The sequence below is a fragment of the Arenibacter flavimaris genome, assembly GCF_030291335.1.
GTDB lineage: Bacteria > Bacteroidota > Bacteroidia > Flavobacteriales > Flavobacteriaceae > Arenibacter.
Window position 1 is genome coordinate 25,441 of sequence record NZ_JASWIM010000015.1, and the last position, 23,446, is coordinate 48,886.

Annotated in this window: 17 protein-coding genes; 6 read left to right on the forward strand and 11 right to left on the reverse strand. The window is 37.4% G+C overall.

The genetic code is table 11. The features are described from left to right. Positions 1 to 61: 61 nt before the first annotated feature. From QSE00_RS12635 to QSE00_RS12645, 3 genes are all read left to right on the forward strand, one after another. Complete coding sequence (locus tag QSE00_RS12635; RefSeq protein ID WP_146216297.1) at positions 62 to 217, forward strand: RagB/SusD family nutrient uptake outer membrane protein; 156 nt, start codon at positions 62 to 64, stop codon at positions 215 to 217. 10 nt (positions 218 to 227) lie between these two features. Next, positions 228 to 368 carry a RagB/SusD family nutrient uptake outer membrane protein gene (locus QSE00_RS12640; RefSeq protein WP_146216296.1) on the forward strand — a complete coding sequence of 47 codons (141 nt, stop codon included), beginning with the start codon at positions 228 to 230 and terminating at the stop codon, positions 366 to 368. 91 nt (positions 369 to 459) lie between these two features. Then, the gene (locus QSE00_RS12645) at positions 460 to 1,857 is read left to right on the forward strand and encodes a sulfatase-like hydrolase/transferase (RefSeq protein ID WP_286106243.1); all 1,398 of its coding nucleotides are present in this window, start codon (positions 460 to 462) and stop codon (positions 1,855 to 1,857) included. Positions 1,858 to 2,099: 242 nt separating this feature from the next. On the opposite strand, the gene QSE00_RS12650 is transcribed toward QSE00_RS12645, so the two are convergent. From QSE00_RS12650 to QSE00_RS12670, 5 genes are all read right to left on the reverse strand, one after another. After that, positions 2,100 to 2,972, reverse strand: coding sequence for a hypothetical protein (locus tag QSE00_RS12650; protein WP_110355967.1), 873 nt, complete (start codon positions 2,970 to 2,972; stop codon positions 2,100 to 2,102). A 4-nt stretch (positions 2,973 to 2,976) separates the two neighbouring features. Then, positions 2,977 to 3,588 (reverse strand): hypothetical protein, encoded by a 612-nt coding sequence (locus QSE00_RS12655; protein WP_110355966.1) that lies wholly within the window; start codon positions 3,586 to 3,588, stop codon positions 2,977 to 2,979. Positions 3,589 to 3,797: 209 nt separating this feature from the next. Further along, a complete protein-coding gene (locus QSE00_RS12660) occupies positions 3,798 to 4,598 on the reverse strand; it encodes a hypothetical protein (RefSeq protein WP_110355965.1) in 801 nt (266 codons plus the stop codon). Between the two features lie 31 nt (positions 4,599 to 4,629). Next, the gene (locus QSE00_RS12665; RefSeq protein WP_110355964.1) at positions 4,630 to 5,532 is read right to left on the reverse strand and encodes a DUF4412 domain-containing protein; all 903 of its coding nucleotides are present in this window, start codon (positions 5,530 to 5,532) and stop codon (positions 4,630 to 4,632) included. A gap of 26 nt (positions 5,533 to 5,558) precedes the next feature. Continuing rightward, on the reverse strand, positions 5,559 to 7,751 hold the full coding sequence (locus QSE00_RS12670) for a M12 family metallopeptidase (RefSeq protein WP_286106244.1): 2,193 nt from the start codon (positions 7,749 to 7,751) through the stop codon (positions 5,559 to 5,561). 315 nt (positions 7,752 to 8,066) lie between these two features. On the opposite strand from QSE00_RS12670, the gene QSE00_RS12675 reads away from it, so the two are divergent. Together QSE00_RS12675 and QSE00_RS12680 are read left to right on the forward strand one after the other, a co-directional pair. After that, positions 8,067 to 8,906, forward strand: coding sequence for a helix-turn-helix domain-containing protein (locus QSE00_RS12675; protein ID WP_286106245.1), 840 nt, complete (start codon positions 8,067 to 8,069; stop codon positions 8,904 to 8,906). Between the two features lie 535 nt (positions 8,907 to 9,441). Further along, a complete protein-coding gene (locus QSE00_RS12680; protein ID WP_286106246.1) occupies positions 9,442 to 12,945 on the forward strand; it encodes an ATP-binding protein in 3,504 nt (1,167 codons plus the stop codon). On the opposite strand, the gene QSE00_RS12685 is transcribed toward QSE00_RS12680, so the two are convergent. The 6 genes from QSE00_RS12685 to QSE00_RS12710 all read right to left on the reverse strand — a co-directional run bounded on the left by QSE00_RS12685 (position 12,929) and on the right by QSE00_RS12710 (position 22,371). Continuing rightward, complete coding sequence (locus QSE00_RS12685; RefSeq protein WP_286106247.1) at positions 12,929 to 16,378, reverse strand: 4Fe-4S binding protein; 3,450 nt, start codon at positions 16,376 to 16,378, stop codon at positions 12,929 to 12,931. The genes QSE00_RS12680 and QSE00_RS12685 overlap by 17 nt on opposite strands. An 82-nt stretch (positions 16,379 to 16,460) precedes the next feature. Next, positions 16,461 to 17,012 (reverse strand): OsmC family protein, encoded by a 552-nt coding sequence (locus QSE00_RS12690; RefSeq protein WP_110355959.1) that lies wholly within the window; start codon positions 17,010 to 17,012, stop codon positions 16,461 to 16,463. Between the two features lie 177 nt (positions 17,013 to 17,189). Beyond that, positions 17,190 to 19,040 (reverse strand): sigma 54-interacting transcriptional regulator, encoded by a 1,851-nt coding sequence (locus QSE00_RS12695; RefSeq protein ID WP_286106248.1) that lies wholly within the window; start codon positions 19,038 to 19,040, stop codon positions 17,190 to 17,192. Positions 19,041 to 19,826: 786 nt separating this feature from the next. Then, entirely contained in the window at positions 19,827 to 20,468 is a 642-nt protein-coding gene (locus tag QSE00_RS12700; RefSeq protein WP_286106249.1) for a hypothetical protein, read from the reverse strand. 45 nt (positions 20,469 to 20,513) lie between these two features. Next, positions 20,514 to 21,248 (reverse strand): hypothetical protein, encoded by a 735-nt coding sequence (locus tag QSE00_RS12705; protein ID WP_286106250.1) that lies wholly within the window; start codon positions 21,246 to 21,248, stop codon positions 20,514 to 20,516. A gap of 85 nt (positions 21,249 to 21,333) precedes the next feature. Next, positions 21,334 to 22,371, reverse strand: coding sequence for an RND transporter family protein (locus QSE00_RS12710; RefSeq protein ID WP_286106251.1), 1,038 nt, complete (start codon positions 22,369 to 22,371; stop codon positions 21,334 to 21,336). 266 nt (positions 22,372 to 22,637) lie between these two features. On the opposite strand from QSE00_RS12710, the gene QSE00_RS12715 reads away from it, so the two are divergent. Next, positions 22,638 to 23,369, forward strand: a complete 732-nt coding sequence (locus QSE00_RS12715) for a helix-turn-helix transcriptional regulator (protein ID WP_146216294.1) — start codon at positions 22,638 to 22,640, stop codon at positions 23,367 to 23,369. The last annotated feature ends 77 nt before the right edge of the window (positions 23,370 to 23,446 follow it).

A 23,446-nucleotide genomic window follows, 5' to 3' on the forward strand; every position in this document is an offset into this window, starting at 1 on the left:
TTTTGTTGACAATGTCAAAAGAACTCCACCGCAGGCCAATCAATAGGAATTAAATCCAATTTTGTTCAGTTTTGCCGAAATTTTATTTACTATTGCCGAAGTGGAGAATGAGGTAAATAGACCTGCCGACAAGGCTTTCGAGGCCATCAATTTTGTTAGGAACGGAGGGTTGGTGGCGATAACAGACGTAACACTTGGCCTTAGAAGGGGTCCCTGATGTTTTAAGTTTGGAACGTAGAGTTGAATTTGCAGGGGAAGGTCTAGATTACAAAGATGTTATTAGGTTTGGAACTGCCGAAATCGATATGAAGGAAGATAGCGTTGATAAAGACGGTAATGTAATTGCGAAACAAAGTTTAGCGCTATAGGGATTATTTGTGGCCTTTACCGGATAGGGCTATTTTATTAAATCCGAATTGGGAACAAAATAATGGATATTGAATTAAATAAATAAATAGAATGGGAGTATTTAAAAACGCGATAACGATTGGCTTGGGAATATTATTCATTTCCTTACCCCTAAATGCTTATGCACAGACCACTACTAAGGGCAGACCTAACGTAATTGTTATAATGACAGATGACCAAGGTTCCATAGATCTTAATTCTTACGGGGCAACGGATTTGTATACACCTAATATGGACAGGCTTGCGAAGGAGGGGGTGAGGTTTACACAATTCTATGCGGGAGCACCGGTCTGTTCACCGTCCAGGGCTGCACTGATGACGGGTAAGACCAATTTACGGGCTGGATTGGAGGGCAATGTGCCAATACCGGAACGCGCCGAAAAAAGCGGGGAATATGGACTTCCAACAGAGCAGATTACCATGGCGGAGATGCTTAAACCCAATGGCTATTACACGGCTTTAATTGGTAAATGGCATCTAGGCCATCGGGAGCAGAATTTGCCGAACGGACAAGGGTTCGATTATTTTTTCGGACATCAGCGGGGTTGTATTGATAATTATTCCCACACCTTTTACTGGGACGGTCCCAATAAGCACGATCTGTACAGAAATATGGAAGAGGTCTATTATGATGGGGAACATTTTACGGATCTAATGGCCGAAGAGGTAAAGCAGGTAATCAATCACAGAAGGAACGAGCCATTTTTTATTTATTGGGCATTTAACGCCCCGCATTATCCCTACCAAGGAACCACAAAGTGGTTGGACTATTACAAGAATCTGCCAACTCCCAGAAAGGAATATGCAGCTTTTGTTTCCAATACGGATGAAAAAGTTGGAATTGTTCTTGATTATCTGGACGAAATGGGCCTAGCGGAGAACACCATAGTCATTTTTCAATCGGACCATGGACATTCCTTGGAAGAACGTGCTTTCTGGGGAGGTGGAAATGCAGGTCCGTATCGAGGTAGTAAATTTAGTTTGTTTGAAGGGGGAATCCGTGTGCCGGCCATTATCCGGTATCCAGGAGTAGTTCCTGCCAATGAGGTGCGCGACCAGCTTAGCATGGAGATGGATTGGTTTAGTACCATAGGTGAATTGACCAATTCAGAAGTAGGAGATAACATTGATGGGAAAAGCCTGATGCCCATTATTTTGGATGGCAAAAAGGAATCACGCCATGAGGTGGTGCATTGGCAGTTTGGGAATTATGATGATAAAACCGCACAATGGGCTGTTCGCAAGGGGTCTTGGAAACTTATAGGCAACGTTAACGAGCCATCAGGGCAGGGCGCGAAAAAGAATTTGGATAAATTATTTCTAGTCAATTTGGATAAAGATATTGGCGAAAAAAATAATTTGGCGAAATCCAATCCCAAAAAAAAGGACGAACTTTTACAGTTGCACAATTCCTGGATAAAATCGGTTCGGTCAGAAATGAAGCAATAATGAATTATTTGCCTGTTAAATGTATAATTACGGTTGGTAGGTACTACCTAAATCATGTAGACTGAAATACAGTAACTTGAGTTGGTATGGTCATAAGAGGAACATTGGGAAACTGTTGTTGCTTTTTTATTTTTTATGGATTGGAAGACCTTTGTCATTTAAGACGAACATGCTCGATTGAAATACATTATTGATGGAATCAGTGAGGTATGGCTCTGATGTATATAACGGGCTAAATGGCATTAAGGAAACCTAAAATAATAGGCCGCATCTTCCGGTATTTCTGAAACTACCCTATGATGGTGCTTTTTAAACCAGGAGGCATTCAATCCTCGTTCGTGTACAAGGTCATATTTACCAATAACTTCTGTTTTTATAAAATTCCAGCCAGGTTTAAAATCGAGGTCATAAACCACGGTGTTTTCTACTTCTAGGGTGTTTGTTCCATCTCTCCGTACCTTATTTTTAGTTTTTTCGGTACCCTTCATACTGGCAGCTTCCTCTAGATAGGCCCAGGAGATTAGATAACCCTCATCGCCCATGGATAAAGTACTCTGGTTGGTAAGGTTATAAGTGACACGAACGGAATTCCCCAATGTTAGGGCTCCAATAAGCTCACCGTTTTTTAAAACATTTAATGTGGTCTTGGACAAATAACCTGCATCCGGGTTCCCATAGTTCAATGTGGAAATATCCTGGATATCGTAAAACACTAAATTTCCTAAGTTATCTAGACTGGTCTCCGTAGGGGTATTCTCAGGTAAGGTGATATTAATTGAACCATTATCGTCAATATAACCGACCTTTAGATTTTTTGGGGTGGTTTCGTTATGTCTTAATCGATACTCCATCACCAGATCTACCAGACCATGTTCCCAATTTTCAAAGGCATTGTTTTTGCTCATTTGGGTATTTTTCCAATACCAATCATCTTGATTGTTTGTGGTTTCAATATTCTTGTCTAAAGCATTATCTTCTTTTGATTTTATTCTGGTTTCAGAAGTTGTGGTTGGTATATTTCCGGCTAAAGCTTTTGTTGTCTTCGCTTTCGAAGAAGGGGTATCGTTGCAGCCGATAAGAACAATTAAAATAATTAATATCCTGTAGTGTTTCATCGTTTTAAAATTTTTTTAATTCACTTAGATTAAGTTCTTTGACAATTTTCTCCAATGTAACTTCATCTATTTCATTTGTTTTTATATCTACAGCAAACCGTTCGGCATAAAACATAGAGAGGTCGTACGAGTTACTCGATTTTAAATAGCTCTTTTTTACTTTCACATCGTCTATAAGCACTGTTTTTGTGGATCCCCAATCACCTTTGGTGTCGTAGTTCATTTTACTCGACATTCGATAAGGGCCAACGCCTCCAGCTCCTTTTTCACCAGCACCATCAATGACCATGACACGTATTCTTTTGTTCCCCACGTGATAGGTTCCTCCACAAGACCCCATTCCGGGAATCATATTGATCATAGACGATGTAAGCGGCATATTGGCCAATGTCTCTGGCAACCAAGATTCAAATTGTTCTTTGGTAAGCGGTTCTTTATTGCGCAGTAACTTTATATTCTCCTGCATCCCCGTAGCCTCTTTGGCTACGTTTTTCGCATTTTTTATTATTTTGGTAGTATTTTGAATTTCATCCCCCAATTTTTTTGTTTCTTCCCAGCAGGAATTACTTAATAGTGCTAGTCCTATTAGTAATATTTTGAACTTTATAGTCTTCATATATTTTCTTTTTTTGCAACTAATGATTTTTTGAAGTTTATTTTTAAGGCACTTACTTTATTTTGACCTTGGCCAAATACTTCTGCCAGCGGCCCCTGGTACTTTCCATATTTTCGTTCAAATCCTTTACTCTATTATCAATATCGCCATTAAACCTTGCTTTTGCATCAACGGTGCATGGATCAGATGAAATTGCTCAGTTTTGTTTTTTATTTGCACGGGAGATTCTCGATTGTGAAATTAATTTGATTAGATCTTTTTAACATAAAAATGGGGGAATCAAAATAGGTTATATAATTCATGAGTTCAGTAAAGAAATCTTTTTTTTTATTTTGCCATTCCACATCCGATTCAGGTATAGATTCATAATCGAGTAGATCTAACAAGAGGGCATCTAAGTCCAACAACCCTTCTTTATCGTATGATTTATAATCTTTATCCAATGTTAGCAAGGTGTTTAAATTTAAAGAATATGGGTTTCCAAAGACTAAACTCGCTTCTTTGATATTATCTAGTGAATCTTCCAACTCGCGTGTACCAGGAATATAATTTTGTGATTTCAATGAGAAGTACAATTCTAAAATTGAGGTACCATAATAAACTACATCACTATAAAGTTCTTCTGGACAATAAATTCGAGTTCCCGCCGAGAGCACCTGTAGTGCTTGCATCTCCAATAGTTGTTTTTTAGCTTTACAACTATTTGCAGATTCAATTTTGTGTTGAACTAAATACATATTCAGCGCATGATCACCCATCAGATTGATACATCGAATCTCCATTGGCATTTCGCTAGATTCGCTTAGGCTTTGCCCAAATGCCTCTAGCCCCTTAGTTATATTTTCCATCGCATGCTCTTCTTTTGCTTTCTCAGCGGCATCATCCGCTTCGCCTTTGGCCTCTTGCTGTGCTTTTTTGGTTATTTCAAAGACGCTTCCCCCAATTTGGGCAGAGAGTGTCGCTGGCAATACAAACCAACAAAGGGTTAGTAGCAGAGATGTTGTTTTCATAATGCGCGTGTTTAACGGTTTATATTTCTCCTTAATAGTCGGCTTTGTTGATCGTGATAGGATGCTTTTCCAATTTTGTGCAAATCATATGCATATTGTCGCGCTTTCTTTTGTTGGAGATGTATTCCATTTCCATGATCATAGATTTTTCATCGAAAGGAATAGTGGCATAATAACCCGTTTTCGGCATTTGCTCCACACTGGAAAACACACCTACAAAACTAACTGGCGCTTCATTGGTGATATAAAACTTACTGATACCATCTTCTTGTTCAATTTGGTATCCACTGCAGTTAAACCCTAAAATAGTCTTACTGGCTAAGGGGGTGATTTTTAGATTTTCTTGGTTTGTGTTGCTTTTGGCCATTTCCTTTTGTGCCTCGGCATCAAAGGGCATCCGCATTTTCATCGCCATTTTTTGTGTTCCATTGTCCATAAAGGTTACCATGGCTTGGTTTTCCATGTCGTATACAATAATGCTGTTGGCTCTTTTGTCCGCTATGGCATTTCCAAAATAGGTAGCATCGGGTTGTATATAGTATTTCATCTCCATCTTATCCTTTTTGGTGGTTAAGGACATATCCATGACGTACTGAAATTCATACGTATCCGGGATGCCTTCCAATCCTCCGCCGAAAATGTTCATTATTTTACTTTCCTGAGCCTGCCTTTCTTTTTGGGTGGTTTCCTTGGAAGGTGTGTTTTTTTCGGTTTCACCAATCGTTTTGGAGTTATCCTTCTTGCTGCTACCTCCTTTTGTAATGGAATCTATGGCCTTGTTGGTGGTTTTGGTAACTTCTTTGTCCGCTCTGTTTAAAATGGTTCGTTCGGCAGCATTTTCAGCTTTCTTCTTTAGCTTTTTGAGAAATTGTGCGTTGGCATGTATTCCTATTAAAAAACAGGTTATCATTATAAGCGTACGTTTAGTTTTCATTGTATTAATTGTTTTTATTGAGATGATTAATTTGAATAAATAATGTGTGTATGTACCGTTCCATTTTCTTCTTTTAGTAAAAACATATAGTTATTTTGCCCCACCGAATAAAATTTTGCGTGGCTCCAGCCCGAGGTCCAGTTAGCATTATTATCGAAAATGATTTCTCCTCTTTGACCGTTGTCTGTAATATAAAACTGCTTTGCATCTCCGTTTTTTAATTTTAATAGGAATAGATAAGACTGCGCGTTGGTCCTGTAAAATTCCGCCGTTGTCCATCCTTGGGTCCATTTTTCATCAAAAACCTTTTGGCCAATTGTTCCATCGGTTTTTATTTCGTTAATGTGAACATCTCCAGTTCTTTTTTTAATAAGGAACATATAACTTTTGTTATTGGTTTTGAAATGGGAAGCAGTTGTCCACTCTGGCGTCCATTTTCTATTAAATATTAAGTCACCTACCGTACCATTTAAATTTATTCTATTTACATGTACATCTCCTGTCTGGTATTTATATAAGAATAGGTATGTTTTATTCCCAACTGTATAAAATTGGGTTTCACTCCAACCTGAAGTCCATTTTTTGTCAAAAATTCTTTGACCAACCGTGCCGTCTCTATTCATTTGATGTATGTGCACATCACCAGTACTTTGTTTTAGCAGAAATAAATAGCTTTTACTATTGACTTCGAAAAACTTGGCGGATGTCCATCCAGAGCTATACTTTTTATCAAAAATTCTTTCCCCTACAGAGCCATCCCCTCTCATTTTGTGTATATGCACATCACCAGTGCTTGATTTTAAGAGAAGTAAATAAGTTTGACCTCCCTGGTACAAAAATTCTACGCTATCCCATCCTGCTGTCCAGTTATAATTATAAATATTAGGGCCTATGGTGTGCCTTGGTTTGCGAAAAGGGTAAAAATTGGATATAAGTTTTTTATCCATTTCTGAGAGTTGATCGTTCCATCCTACCGAATATTCACAGCTGGTGATGGAATTGGGTATGGTATAATGCATGATAGACTTATTATCGTACGCTGTTGCATTCCCTACGCTGTTGTTGGACAGCATTTCTAGGTTATTTTTGGTTCTCTGTTTACTCCAGTCGCTTTCCTCTTCGTAATAATCGTATACAGCTTCCCAATCCCAACAAATACCTCCCGTAGGATTTTGGTGTTCATGTTTTAGACCAATGGCATGTCCAAATTCATGAATAGTGGTACGCCTAAAACTAGCGGTACTAGTAGTGTCGGTAAACCATCCAAAATTCATTGTTTGTTCATCTTCCGGATAATTCAATGCATCTGTACCAACTTTAGACCATGACCCACCTTTTTTAAGCCCGATACGAATATCACCATCTGAGCCATCTATAAACTCGAATTTTATATTTGCATATGTTTCCCATGCTTTGGCATAGTTAATAATATTTGTTTTCACAATATTGGATGGTGTGTCTAGGAAAGACACCTTTAAGGTTTTACCATTTTCCCATAGAAGATCTTTGGATGAAACTAAAGCGTTGACTTGAAAAGTAGTTGGTATAATTAAATCCTCTGTGATACAAATTTCTGGAGACCCAGTAAGATTTTTTTCAGTCTCACCTATTAAAGTAAAATTGGTAATGCCATTTCGTCCGTTAGCATTTCTGGCACTTAAGGACACCATTTTTGGTTTATAAAATAAGTTTGGTTGTTGGTGCACCAATTGGTCATCAATAAATATTTTGAGTGTATTTTTAGCATATTCTAACTTAATATGGCGCCAGACCTGCTCCAGTACTTCTAATTCTTTTATTCTTTTTCTGTTGACGATAGATCCGGTGACATTTATACCATGTCGAAAAATCATATATGGATCGGTATGTTTATCGTTTTCACCATGAACACCAGTTCCTTCCCAAAGGTTGATGATATAATATTGTCTGGTTGACGCTGGAACTTTATCAAAAAAAGCATCGAACTCAATAGTAAATTCATTCCCTAAATAGTGGTTGTCCTGTCCGTTGATGGTTGGTTTTAGAACGGTGTAACGATCGAGTTTAAGTACCTTTTTACCATCCAATTCTGTGATGAGTCCCTTGCCTTTTACCGAGGTCCAATGAGTAGGCCGACTGTTGATGGATTCTTTTTGAAAATTGTCGGTAAAATTTTGGGCGATTAAGGTTGGCGCGGATAGTAATACTATTATTATGCCTATATAGAGTTTTGTTTTCATTGATCAATAATGTTTGTTTCTTTTATTTGAGTTGTCATATATAAGTATATTCACTTCATATAAGAACTTTGGGATAATCATTTGGTGTAGCGATTAATTTTGGGCCTTTTTGTTTTGTTCATCCATACGGGCTCCACTTTATTTTTGACATTAGATAGTTGTTCCAAAGTATATGACACGTTTTTAAAGACTGAAAAGTCAATGTTTCAGTTCTTGTTTCCATCAACTTTTGATATCTTTAAAGTTAATTTTTGCCTTGATAATACCATTGTATAAAACGGACATGTAGTATTTAAGGACTTATTTGATAGATTTGTGGTTAAGGATTTTGCAAAGAAATTAGACTATGATATCCCACCGGAATTGCAAGGGAGTGTCCTTGGGGTGATTGTTGGAAAATCATACAAGTCCGTAGCATTAACGGGTCAGCCTATGTACGCAACGGGATTTCCACTATTGATATTTTCACAGGGATTCATTCCAGAGTTTAAGATCGACAACCTAAAATTATCACCAAAATCCAAACTCAATATAGGAGGACAGATTTACAATGCCACTGTAAAGTTTAGTGTTAATGGTATTTTGGACAATCTTGGCATTATACTTCACCCGACCGCTACTTATTATCTGTTTCACAAACCAGGTTCTTATTTCTTAAATAGGTGGAAGGCCCTAGGGGCGGAATCTCCAATTGATTGTAGCCAACTAATTTATAAATTATCCGAAGATATTGATCAGGAACAACGTATCTCCTTATTATTGGATTATCTGGGGGAGCTTCTTAAAGACCGATTGGCTCCAATAGACTGGTTGGACCAAGCCATAGCGAATATTTTCAAGACCAATGGAATTATCCAACAGTCCACATTAGCGGAACAAGCAGGTATTAGCTTGCGGCATTTTAGAAGAGTTTTTAAAAATGTGGTTGGGATGCCACCTAAGTATTATTGTAAGGTTATACAGATCAATACTGTTTTTGAACTATTGAACACTTCTGCTACGGACAAACTACATCATTTGGCCTTGGATTGCGGTTATTATGATCAGGCACATTTTATTAAGGATTTCAATAAGTTTATTGGAGCTAGCCCTGAAAACTTTTTAAGCGGACGACATGCATATGTGAAAACATATTTGGGTAGAGGTTTAAACTAACATATCCTTAATCTCCTTTGCCAGGTTCAATCGGTTTTTGAATTTTTCTTCCATGGTTATAAGATCTACTGAAAAATAAAATTATAGCGATATATAAATTTTGACGCAAGGTTAAGGCAAAGTTCAAAGTAGTCCCTTTGTTACCGTTTAAATAGACTTTAGTATGGAGGCGATTGTATTTTGGGAGATGCTTAATCCCTTTTTTTAATCCATTTTAAACATACGAGGTTCTATCAGTCCCCGTTGGGTTGGTTAGTTGGTGGGAAAATTGATTTCTTCGTATGGGATAACTACAAACTGCATGATGAAATCCAATCCTTCAAAAGTCCTTTAAGCCTTGTCTGATACCCTAGAAGGTAATCCTTTACTCCTTAAAACTATGTGTTAAAGTGCATTATAAAGCGCTATTTAAAATCATTTTTCCTACAGATTAAATACATCTATAATTTTCCGTATCCGAATAATGTATTTTTAAACATTTATTTCCTGTTTTATCCCTTTTGCCAATATCCCATCTTATTCGTAAGACAACAAAATGCCCAACATATCCGAGCCTATTTTTGGAGTTTCACCTTTAAACATTAATTTTAATGTAAAAGCCGACCTATTACCACCTATCAAAATGAAAGAAATTTTATCCATAATAGCCTGCATTTTGTTTGCTTCCTCCTTTGGTCAGACCACCAAAATTGATAGTCTACAACAGGTCTTGAAAAATTCGGTATCCGATTCCGCCAGGATCCAGACATTAAAAAATATTTCATGGGAATATTTAAACACTCGGTCCAATATGTCATTGGCAAAAGTATATATAGACAGTACCTATCAACTTAGCACCTTAACCAATAATAAACAAGGCATATCAACGGCCAATTATCAATATGCCGTTCTGGAGAGACAAAAAGGAAATTATGGCGATGCTCTGGGATATTTGGAAAAATATCTAAAATATAGTGAAGAAGTAAAAGACAGTGTTGCTTTGGCCAATGGTTTATATCAAAAAGCCATTATTCTTGATGACCAAGGCGATTACGAAAAGAGTACCGAAATATATTACAATATCTTAAAAATATATGAAGCTAGGAATGACGCCTATAGTATTGCCACCATCCAAAACGCCTTGGGTGACCTCTTGAAGAAAGACCATAAATTGGAAGAGGCTATGGATAATTATACCCAAGCCCTAGAGACATTCAGTACATTAGGATACAAGGGGGATATGGCCAATGCTTATTTTAATATAGGTGGCATATACCAATTGAAAAGTAATTATAAAGAAGCCCTAAACTTTTTCAATAAAGCCCTTGTTTTAGATCAGGAAATTAAAAGTTCATGGGGAACCGCCTATGATTATGAGGCCATAGGAGAAGTTCATAGTTTACAGGAGAATTATAATGAAGCTTTAAGGGTACATTTAAAAGCTTTGGAAATCCGACAGGAACTTAAACAGAAAAGGGAGTTATCTGAAAGCCATACCCATGTGGGTAGAGATTATTTTAAGCTAGGGGATTACAGGAAAGCACAGGTACATTTGGATCAAGCAATTCAACTTGCTGAAGAAATAGGAGCAATGTCATCGGCACAAGAGGCCTATGAAATAATGTCATTGGTACACGCAGCAAAAGGAGATTATAAAAATGCCCTGCTCTGGAAGGAAAAGTATATACTTGTTAAGGATAGTTTGTTCAATGAAACTAAGTCGAAACAAATCCAGGAATTACAAGTTAAATTCGACTCGGAAAAAAAACAGGAGGCTATTACGGCGCTGGAGAAAGATGCTGAAATTAAAGATCTATTACTGGAAAGACAACGAATTATCAGGAATGTGATCATTGGTCTTTCCATTGTTTTCTTACTATTTTCATATATCATATTTAATCGATATAAAAGGAAACAAAAAGATAGGAGGGAAGCGGAAAAAAAACAACTACTAATAGAAGAAGAACGTCAAAAAACCCAAATTGAAAAAGAACGGGTAGAAGAATTACAGAAAATCGATAAGTTAAAAGATGAATTCCTGGCCAATACCTCCCATGAACTTCGTACGCCCTTGAACGGAATCATTGGACTTTCAGAATCGCTCAAGGATGGGGCTGCGGGAAAACTTCCATCCAAAGCCATTGAAAATTTGGACATGATTACCAATAGCGGCAAACGTCTTTCACATTTGGTGAACGATATTCTCGACTTTTCAAAACTGAAGAACAGCGATTTGGAATTGAACCTTGGACCAGTTGATGTCCATGCGGTAGCCGACATCGTTTTGAAACTGTCGTTCCCACTCATTCAAGGCAAAAACGTAGAGTTGCTCAATTCTATTCCGAAAAACATCCCATTGGCGGAGGCAGATGAAGATAGGTTACAGCAAATTCTACATAACCTAATAGGTAATGCCATAAAGTTCACCAATAAAGGACAAATCAATATCAATGCTATTGCCGGGGAAAAACACCTCGCCATTTCCATTTCGGATACGGGGATAGGCATTGCCGAAGAAAAATTGGGATCTATTTTCAAGTCGTTTGAACAGGCCGATGGTTCTGTCCAAAGGGAATATGGAGGAACCGGATTAGGGCTTTCTGTTACAAAACAATTGGTGGAGCTCCATGGAGGTACCATTGAAGTACAATCCGAAGTTGGAAAAGGATCTACCTTTAGGTTTACACTGCCACTCAGCCTTCAAAAACGGGATGAATTAACTAATCTAGGTAAAACAACCTTTGAAAAGATATCACCATTACAGCTTGATATAAAAGAAAGGAGTTTTGAAAAAAAAATAGAACAATCTGAAACCGAACGAAGCAAAATACTTATAGTGGATGACGAACATATAAATAGAAGAGTTCTGGAAAACCATTTATCCGTGGCAGGTTATGCCATATCGGAAGCCAACAATGGCAATGAAGCATTGAGGTTGCTAGAAGATGGAGAGGAATATGACTTAATCCTTTTGGATGTCATGATGCCAGGATTATCCGGTTATGAGGTATGTGAAAAGATAAGGGAAAAGCATTTGACCAGTGAACTCCCCATTATATTGTTAACCGCTAAAAATAGGGTAAGTGATTTGGTTACAGGGTTTCGCGTAGGTGCCAATGACTATTTGACCAAACCCTTTTCGAAGGACGAGTTGCTGAGCCGTATAAAAACTCATTTAAATCTCAATGGTATCCATAAGGCCACCAGTAAATTCGTTCCAACCCAATTTATTAAATCTGTTGGTAGGGAAGCCATTACAGATGTGGCATTGGGTGATCATGTTGAAAAAGAGGTTACCGTACTATTTAGTGATATAAGAGGGTACACCCACTTATCCGAAGGAATGACCCCCCAACAGAATTTCAAATTCGTAAATTCCTATGTTGGTAAAATGGGCCCTTTGATTCTAAAAAACAAAGGTTTTGTCAATCAATATTTAGGCGATGGAATCATGGCACTCTTTCCCAATAAAGCCGAGCATGCCCTTCAATCGGCAATAGACATGCAAAAGGCCGTTCAAGATTATAATATCCGAAGAATTGCTGAAGGGAATCAACCCATTACAATTGGTGTTGGCTTGCATAGGGGGCCATTGGTTATGGGTATCATTGGCGATATGCATAGAAATGACACCGCTATTATTTCTGATACAGTGAATACCGCCTCAAGAATGGAAGGTTTGACCAAACATTTTGGCGCAAATATTATCATCAGCGAAAATACCCTTAGTACCATTTCCAATAGGCATTCTTATGGGGTGCGATATTTGGGAAAAGTACAGGTAAAGGGCAAGAATAAGGTAATCGGAATATATGAATGCTTCGATGGCGATAAAAAGGAGGTATTGGAACTTAAGGCAAAAACGTTAAAGGAATTTGAAAAAGGTTCTAAATACTTCTTTGCCAGAGAATTTCCTAAGGCAACAGCAACTTTTGATAAGGTTCTAAATGAAAATCCCCATGATTTTGTGGCTAGATATTTTTTGACCAAATCCGCAGAGTACACCATTTCAGGAATGCCCAAGGATATGGAAGTAATTAATGTTATGGATGAAAAATAATGGCTTCGTTGACATCGGACCTCCAATTGGACATAGCCCTATATCTATGATATTTTTTATCCACCTGCTTTTGTATTTGGAGGATTTCATGGATAACTCCATTACCATTTTTAAAAATATTCTGAAAACGCCCTTCTGTTCGCAAGTAATCGTCAATTGGAATACTAGGTTCCTGGGAATCCAGTTGTAGGGCGTTTTCTCCATTTTTTATCCTTCTTGGATCATTTCGATATTGTAACCACTGCCCGGAAGCAATAGCCAGTTTATGATACTGGCTCGGACTTTTCATGTCGATTCCATGGGCTGGACTATGACAATAAGCTATAATTATAGAAGGTCCGTTAAAATTTTCAGCCTCTAAAAAAGCCTTTAGGGTCTGATCTTGATCGGCCCCGATCGCTACGGAAGCAACATAGACATCATCATAGCACATAGCCAATAGCCCCAAATCTTTCTTTTGCCTTTCTTTTCCTTTTGTGGCAAATTTTGAAGTGGCCCCAAATGGGGTTGATTTGGACATTTGACCTCCAGTGTTGGAATAGACCTCATTGTCCAACACCAGAATGTTTACATTGGCTCCGGAAGCCAAGACATGATCCAATCCTCCATATCCGATATCATAGGCCCAGCCATCGCCTCCAACAATCCAGATACTCTTCTTTACCAAGCTGTCTGCAACCTCTAACAATTGTTGGGCAACCGGTGTAGCAAGGGTGGTTAGGATGGTCTTCAATATGTCCACCCTTTTTCTTTGTATAATGATCTGTTGTTCCGTTTTCTGATCGGCATTCATTATTGAATGCACTAGTTCATTATCGAGTTGATCCATTAACTCCACTATAAGTTTTTTTGCCTGTTGCTCCTGTTGATCCAGGGATAATCGAAATCCCATTCCAAATTCAGCATTGTCCTCAAAAAGTGAGTTGGACCAAGCTGGGCCCCTTCCAAAACTATTTTTAGACCATGGGGTTGTTGGGAGCGCACCTCCGAAAATAGAGCTGGAACCGGTAGCATTTGCAACTAGCATCCTATCACCGAATAGCTGCGATAACAATTTTAAATAAGGAGCTTCCCCGCAGCCTTCGGCACCATGTGAGTATTTGAACAAAGGCTCTTGCAATTGTTGCTGGTTTACTTTGGAGGCATCAATTTTAGACCTGTCCATTTCTGGAATACTTACAAAATAATCCCAATTGTTTTTTTCTGTTGGTAGCTTCGGCGAAATATCTACCATTTTTAGAGCTTTTACGGTACATGCATCTACACAGTTATTACAACTTGTACATTGATCTGGATTTATCTGTAGGGTATAGTTGGACAAGTTTAATTGCCATTCCGGTTCTAAGGTCTTCATCACCTTTAGGCTAGAAGGTTTATTGTTCAAAAAAGAATCATCATAGACTTTGATACGAAGCGCTCCTTGCGGACAAGCCATGCTACAGGCACCACATTGCGTACAAGAATCCATATTCCATTCGGGCAAGGTACAAGCAGTTCTTATGTCATTTAACTTTGGGGTATTGCCCATGTAAGTTCCGTCTATCGGAAGATCACCTACTGGAATTTCGTTACCTTTTCCCGCAAGTAATCTCCCCAAAAGGGAATTGGTAAATTCATCGATATATGACGCTGGATTGGATTCATTACTATTGTAAATTTCGACCTTTGAAATTTGTTCTTTTAACTGGTCCAGATTTGCAAAAATTCCTAAATCATCTTTTAAGGCCAATAAGCAACATTGCAGACTATTGATCCTATGCCCGTGCACATTATAATATTTTGGAAGGGAATTTAAGTTTACTACATAAACGGAGACATTATGCATAAGAAGTCGCTGTTGGGTCGTGGTCGGGAGGGATTTCCAAAATTCACTTGAATTCAAACAGGAATTGACCAATAGTGAACCCCTTTGTGCCAGACGATTCAATACATGGTCATTTTCAAGGAATTTTTCAGAACCACATGCAATAAAAGCCGCATTTTGGATCAAATAAGGCGCCTTGATCGGCAGGAAGCTTATTCTTAAGTTGGAAATAATTTTGCCGCCGGATTTTTTATAATCGATTTCAGAATAGCCTTGAACATGTTGATCGGTACTACCGAGTAGCTTTAAAATGTTTTTAAAACTCCTATCTGTATTGTTCGAATTTGTTTCATAAAAAAGGGCTTGAAAATTCTGATTTTGTAAAAACAATTCCTCAGTACAATTTAGGCTTAAATGCGTAACATCATCTGTAATTCCCACTGTAAAGTTGTTCTTTGGAATATCTTGTTTCAAATTTTCCACCACAGCTTTTACCATACTCGGACTAAACTCTTTGGAAGAAAGTCCGTAACGGCCACCAATAATTTTTGGTGGTTTAATAAAGGTATTTGCAGCGGACATTAGGGATTGAACAATATCAAGATATAAGGGCTCGCCCGGGGCACCCGGTTCTTTGGTTCTATCCAAAACCGCCACAGCCTTGCAAGAAATTGGCATTGCCTCTAAAAAGTGGTGGGTACTAAAGGGTCTGAACAATCGGATTTTAATAAGTCCAATTTTCTCTCCATTTTGGTTGAGGTGTTTTATGGCTCCTTCAATGGTCTCTGTACTGGAGGCCATTGACACTAATACCTGCTCCGCATCAGGATGCCCTACATATTCAAAAAGTTTGTATTGTCTTCCTGTTAAACTCGCAAATTGATCCATTTTATTTTGAACGATCTGCGGACATGCATTATAATAGGAATTTACAGCTTCCCGGCTCTGAAAAAAAATATCACTGCCTTGGGAAGTTCCCCGAATGACGGGGGTATTGGGATTCAATGCCCTATTGCGATGGGCGCATATCAATCCAGTGTCCATCATGGTTTTGATCACCATATCGGAAACAATTTCTATTTTGGCCACTTCATGGGAGGTGCGGAAGCCATCAAAAAAATGTACAAAAGGAATTCTTGATTCCAAAGAGGCTGCTTGGGATATCAAGGCAAAATCCATTGCCTCCTGAACGGATGCTGCTCCCAGGAAGGCATAGCCTGTATTTCTAACCGCCATAATATCACTGTGGTCACCGAAAACTGAAAGTGCATGTGTGGCAATGGAACGGGTGGCCACGTGAATCACATTCGGTGTTAACTCCCCAGCTATTTTATACATATTGGGCATCATCAATAAAAGTCCTTGAGAGGAAGTAAAGGTTGTTGCCAAAGATCCAGTTTGCAACGCACCGTGCATAGCCCCGGCCACACCACTTTCACTTTGCATTTCAAAAACCGCGGGTACATTGCCATAAATATTTTCTTGTTGGTCCGCGCTCCATTCCTCTACCAATTCGGACATTTCCGAGGACGGAGTTATTGGATATATGGCACAGACCTCGTTTGTTTTATAAGCTATGTGGGCTACTGCTTGATTTCCGTTGGCTATAATATATTGTGGACTGCTCATTTGGTGATGTTAATAGGTGGGATTTTATGGAAAAATAAAAGACCGCCCCTAATAATTGTGTAGGAACGGTCTTTTGGTATTGTTACTTTACAATTTCGATGGAAATTGGTGTGGGATTGGTAATCATATCGAAAACAGGGGAGAATTTTGCCAAGTTTTCCAATTGCTCCACTGAGGCATCGGACTTTACTTTGATCCTTACCTTAATTCCGTCGAAGCCTTTGCGAACTTCGGCATCCAAACCTAGGAAACCATGTAGGTCTACTCCACCTTCCAAAGAAGATTCGGCTCCTGCGATTTCGATTCCGTTTGCAGCTGCGTGGTACACCATGGCACCTGTTAGGCAAGAGCCTAAAGCATGAAGTACAACTTCTGGCGGAGTTGCCGCTTTATCATTTCCCAACAAAACTTGTGGATGGTCACACTCCATAGTGAAGGCTTTTTCTCTAGAAGTGTCTTCGGCACCCACACCGTAAAAGCTCTTGATGCTGGAAATACAGTGCCCACCTTCTATCCAATTGTTTTTTGATCTGAATTCAAATTTAGCCAATTCAGGATTCCCTTGAACGGCTCCAATGGTTTCTACTAATTGGTCTACGTTTACTCCATTTTTAATGTTTGCTGTTTCAATCATTTTTATTAAAATTTAAATTGTTTGGCATTATTGCCGTTTGGATAAATGCACTAGCCGTGCCAAACCATTTAAATATTTGAAAATCAATGATTTAAAATAAGATTTAATTCTAAATATGATAGTGGGATTCCGTAAATTTACGAGATTTCGTTATTAAATTCACGAGATTTCGTAACTTTAGATAGGGCGTATAATATTGAGGGCTTTCATTTTTGAGGTAAGTGTGGTCGGACGCAAATCTAAGATAGCAGCGGCACCATTTTTTCCTGATATTTTCCAATGTGTCTTTTTCAAGGCGCGAAGAATGTTCTCTTTTTCAAACTCAATTAACTGGCTTGAGGTTAAAATACGTTCATCGGACTTATCGGGGCTTGATTTTGCACTTTCTTGGGAGGACGGAACAATGGTCTCCCAATTAATCGTTCCATTTTGGGAAACAATGACTGCACGTTCAATCAGGTTTTGAAGCTCGCGTACATTGCCCGGCCATTGATAGGATGACAGTAATTCTTTGTCAGATTCGGAGAGGTGGATGATCGGTTTGTTAAGTTTGGCAGAAAATTGCTGGATCATTTGCCTTGCAATTAAGCAAATGTCGCTACCTCTATGACGCAATGCGGGTACTTCTATGGGGAAGACGTTTAGACGATAATAGAGGTCTTCCCTGAATTTTCCAACCCTTGACCGGTCGAGTAAGTTTCTATGTGTGGCCGCAATAATACGCACATCCACATTAATGGTGTCAGAACTTCCTACCGGATCAAACTCTCCTTCCTGTATTACGCGGAGTAACTTTGGTTGTAAATCCAAAGGGAGTTCGGCAATTTCATCCAAAAAGATGGTGCCCTTATCAGCCAAAAGAAAACGCCCTTTTCTACTGGCAGTTGCACCCGTAAAGGCACCTTTCTCATGACCGAAGAGTTCACTTTCTATTAAATTGGCCGGTATGGCACCACAATTGATTCGGATCAAAGGATTATTATTTCTTGGACTGGCTTGATGAATGGCCCTTGCCACGAGTTCCTTTCCTGTTCCTGTTTCCCCATTTATGAGCACCGTAGCGTCCGTATGTGCCACCTGTTCAATGAGATTTAGTACCTTGGTCATGCTTTCATCCTCAGTCAAAATACCGTAATTACTGGTAAGTTCTTTAATTTCCTCTTGTAGGTATTGTGTCTGGTTGGTTAAAAAATTTATTTGGTCTTCGGCCAACAAACGTGCTTCAATATTCCTAAGAATAAGGGTGTAGAATGTTTCCTGCTCATTTCCATATTTACTTATGGTTCCTTCGTTAAGGGTTTCCTTTTCATTACTGCCAGTGACTTTGACAATATTTGGCAAGTACTTGTTGAGTGTATTTGAATTGCTGTTCAAACAAGATTTCACCAACGATTCTATTAAGGCGGCACTTTCTTCATCAAAGAAAAACAACACGTTTCGTTGTACTACATCATCGTTTTCCAACAATCTATTTGCAGAGGGATTTGTCAATATTATTCTGAATTTGGAATCGAACATAATAATGGCATCCATGGCACCATTGATAAGGCCACTCATTTTGGCGTTGGCCAAATCAACTTCAAGTTTTGAAGCCGCTAAACTTTCCTGGGCAGTATCCAGGTCTCTATGTCGTTTTATCAAAACCGATAAAATTCCTTGTGTAAATCCACTGTCTTTGGCCATTAAATCAAGAAAATGTGGCCGATCTATTTTTAAAACCTTGGTTTCTTCTTCTGCTGTTACGGATGCAGATCTGGGCATATTATCTAGAAGTGCATATTCGCCAAAACATTCTCCTTTCCCGAAATATCCATATACATGCTTGTTTTCATGAACTTTGACCTTTCCTGTTAGAATGACGTACATTGATTTGCCCCGGTCTCCTTTTTTGAAAATTATATCGCGCTTAAAGAAGGTTTCAGTATTCAAATCTTGGCATAGATGCTTTAGTGAGGCTTGGGAAACCTCCGAAAAAAAAGAAACCTTGGAAAGAAATTTAGTAATCCTCACTAGCTCGGGTTGGTCCATGGTAAAATTATGATTTATTCCGAAGGATTAAATATAGTAATTTGAAACGTAGCCCCCCATAGAATGTAGTTCTTTTGAATTGCAATTACATGTCTCGCGGTGCGGGAGGTGAAGTGTGGTAGTTTTTTTCTAGGAGATGGGTTCTTTTGTGAGGTGCATATTTTACACCTCCATTTCACCAATTATTTATGAGGTAGAAAGGTGATATAATTTAGTTTCAATATAGGATAATAAAAAAAATAGAATCACTAATAAGAGATTGATTTTTAATTACTTCAATCCTAGTGATATTGAATAATACACAACTATTTCTCGATACCGTTTTTTACTTCATAAAACATTAGGGGTAAAGACGTGCAAGGTGTACTTTTGGTGTATTGGTTTGATTGCTTTTATCCGTATGTTGTTCGGGTAATTACAATTATTTTAAGGCAATAGGCTTAAGTTATAGTGTTATAAAAGTGGCTTTTATCCACCTACTTGTCTTTTGCTCATTATTCCGAGCAATTGGTTGTTTTATAACAATTTTGTTAAAATTGATTTCCTAACATTCACATAATCAACGTGAAGTGCAATTTTTGGGTTTAATTCGATAATCTTCATGAAGATGAGTCAAACTTTTTTTATAACTATAATATAATCATTTGTTTTCAGTTGAAGAAAGAAGAAACTTCCAATACTGCGCCCAAGAAAATTTCACAAAATGTACCTCAAAGTAGTGAAGCTGATATTCCATTGAGTGTGGACTCTGAAATTGCAGGTGAAGCATGCAGTTGTAAAGCGGTTTTATTTGACTTTCAGTTTTAAAGAATTGAATGGGTCGGTTTTAATACCTATCAAACCGTATTTCGTTTCTCCTTTTTTAATTATTGTTTCGCAAATATTATATTCCAAAATTTCGGTTTTAAATTTTTTATTTGCAGAGCTAGCTACGATCAAATTTCCTAAAGCTAATCCTGGACCTAAAACCAATCCAATGGGAATAAAGGTTGATCTGGATTCATAAAACCAATCTTCATAGATTTCATGTGGATCTGAAAGTTCAGTTCGATTAATATTTAGAGGAGTCAAAAGTAAATACAATAAAAAAGATACAGGTCTTTGCTTTAAGGTTTTGAATACTTTTTCATTTTCCATTACATTAATATCGGCTCCATTTTCGTAAGTTAGTTTGATATCACTACCATACTTTAGATCTCTATCAGAGTTGTTTGTTATTTTAATGGCGACAAGTGTCACCCCTTTTTTTAATTCTTTTTTGGCGTATTTTTTATGAAGTAGGTCATATTTGTATTCAATTTTCACCCTTTCAGTTTCATTAGTGGAAACGTAATTAATTGATTTTGGCTTAATCATTTTATAGGCAGATGCACAATTTGTCAATGTTGAAATTGCAATAAACAAAACGATGATTTTATAAATTCTCATAAGCTTAATTTTATGGTTAAAGTTATGGTTGAATATTTGAGTTTTTCAAATCAAAGCAATATCAATATAGGGATGTCCATCTTCATTACTTAATAATTTAAGATTTTTTGAAGTCGCGTAAATATTGGAATAAGTGGATACAGCAAAAAACGGTTTAGTGGCTTTTAATAATGGATTGGTTTTACTCATAGCAAAGTGAATGAGATTATAGTTTTTGGTTTTAAGTTCATTGTTGATGTTAAAAAGCATAGCTTGTAGAATAGCAGGATTGTTCTCTTCCACAAACAAATCGGTCAAGTAAACCTCTTTTAGTGTCTCTCCTGAATGAGGTAGTCTAGGATACTTGAATATTTTGGAAAGTAACTTATAATATATAAGCATCAATTGAAACCAACTTTTATATCTAATAATCTTAGTTCGTTTTAATTTTTGCATTTTCCAAACACCACATATACCCACAATTCTACTATCCTTAAAAGCTAGTATATAATCGTTCAAATGAATATTATAGGTGCCATTTATTTTGTTTTCAAAGGTTTTTTTGGTAATGATGGGAGCAAAGTTTTTTCTTTTAAATTCTGACACCATTAGGTTGATTATTTGCGTTTTATGATGTTCTGTTGCCTTTTGAATTTGATAATCATCGCTAGTCTTTCGTCTTTTGGTAATCAAAATACTTTGGGTAACATAGGTGTCCAACACCTTAAAATTTAGTAGCCCTTGAAATTGATATCGCTTATTACTAAAATACCTTTCTACTGGAGCATTCCCTTTTAACACAATAGAGAAGCATATATTCTCTGTCTGGATTGCTTCCTCCAGAATAAATTCGACTAGCTTTTTAAATAAGCCTTTTTGTCTATAATCATTCTGACTTTAATAGGAATAGGCCGGGAATTGTCAAAAGTATTATAGCTATCAAAACATAAGGAAGGCTTTGAAATCGAATTGGCCGAATCTTTTTTGATATCTTAAAATTACTGTTCAATTGAAAATGGTACGACTGTGGATAAAACATACATATGGCTGCCAGAAATACGCCCAAAATCCCGGATATGCCTAAAATGGCAAAATCTTTTAGAAGGGTTATTTCACTAAATAGAAAGGATGCAAAACCAAGGGCCGTAGTTACGACCACCCAAATGCTCGGGCGCAAAACTTTTTTAAAATCGCCACCATGCGAAAGAATGTGCATTGATATTGAGGTGCAATAAAACAGGAGTATAACTGGCAAAATGGTATGGGCCATGCTAATGGGGACCTCAAAAATAACTGAGGAATAAATCATAGTCGCAACCGAGGCCACGGCTACTAGCAAAGTTTGAACGATTGCTATGAATGATTTAATGACCACAACTAGAAGAATGGTTAAAACTGCCAGTCCAATAAGTAGGTAAAAAGAGGAATGTTTTTGGGTCTGTTCATTTATCGCTTTATGTACAACCCCTGTTCCTGCAAGTTGGTAGTTACCTTTAATGTTGTAAAAGAGACTGTCAATGGTTTCAATTAGTTCTGGTCTATTAGGGTTTAAGTATGATTTGGACACAAATTTGACAAAATATACCTCTTTATTTAATGGTTTTCTCTTTTTATGCTGAACGTATTTAATAGGCCAACTAGTTACACTTATAACATATTCCAAATCTTTGATAGATTCTATTTTTGGTAAGATTGTATTGTCAAAATAGATAGAATCTTGTTCATCAAAAGTTAAAATTAGCAAAGCATCAGAATCAAAATCGTCCAAAAAGATTTTATAGCTTTCAACTGATTTGGAACTCTTTGGAAGCCACCTCCCAATCGAATTGTCGTAAGTAACCTTTGGCAAAATAAAGTAGGCTACAAAGATGTAGAGCAATATGAATAGCAACCTAAGCTTGAGTCCTAATTTTAAGAAATGCATACATGTAGATACTTTAAAATTTTAAACGGCTAATAAGCGAGGGGAAGATCAGGGGAATAGCTTTATATTCAAGATTTAATTCTAGTACAAATCAAACTCTTAAAATTTATATTCCCAGTCTAAGCTAAATTTTAAAAATGATTAACGAGACAATATTTTAATTATACGTATCTAATTATCAGGTAACTATGTAAAGTAATCAATTTTTATTGTATCTTGAAATACGGGATTACCCGTATTTTTGCTAACATTTCTTAATTTTTAACTTGAAAAAACAAAGCGGAACGGAATATTTCTTAAATCAGTTAAGCAATCTCTACACTGATTTATCTTCTATGGAAGCAGCATCGCTAAAAAAAAGACTTGTTCTATTTCCCAATCAGGCTGTTTCTATTTATGACTACACAAACTTCAATTTAAGATATGCGGATGGCTTTGAAATTTTTGGGATGAAAAATGAGGAAATTACCATGTTGGATATATTTAACACGGCAATTCCAGAACATAGGGAAGTGTGCGGAGAGTTAAGTGGTAAACTTATAAAGTTGGCAAAAGAAAATGTAATTGATCCTGACTTACACTTACTCAATATCACTTATGCAGGACAACATAAAAACGGAGATAAAATGCATATCCTTTTACAAGGAAAAATATTTGATGTTACTCGTGATGAAAAAATAAAATCTGCCTGTACAATCATGACTTATCTACCGCATTTGAAACCACCCAAAATAGTGAGTTGGAGTGTTCACGGATCATCTTTAAATAACATTGATGAATTGCTTGATAAAAATATTGTCAACAACCATCATATAAGAGAAAGGGAAAAAGAAATACTCATTTTAATTTCGGATGGACAAACCATGAATGAAATAGGCAATGATTTGAATATTTCAAGCCGGACGGTTGAAAAACATCTTGAAAACCTTAGATTTAGATTTAATTGCCAAAATACCCCTCAGTTGGTCGCATTTGCAAAGGATATCGATTTGTTATAGAGCTTTTATTTGTAATCCTTTTGAATATATATCAGTACATTCCCGGTACAGTTACTTCCCAATGCAGGAAGTGACGG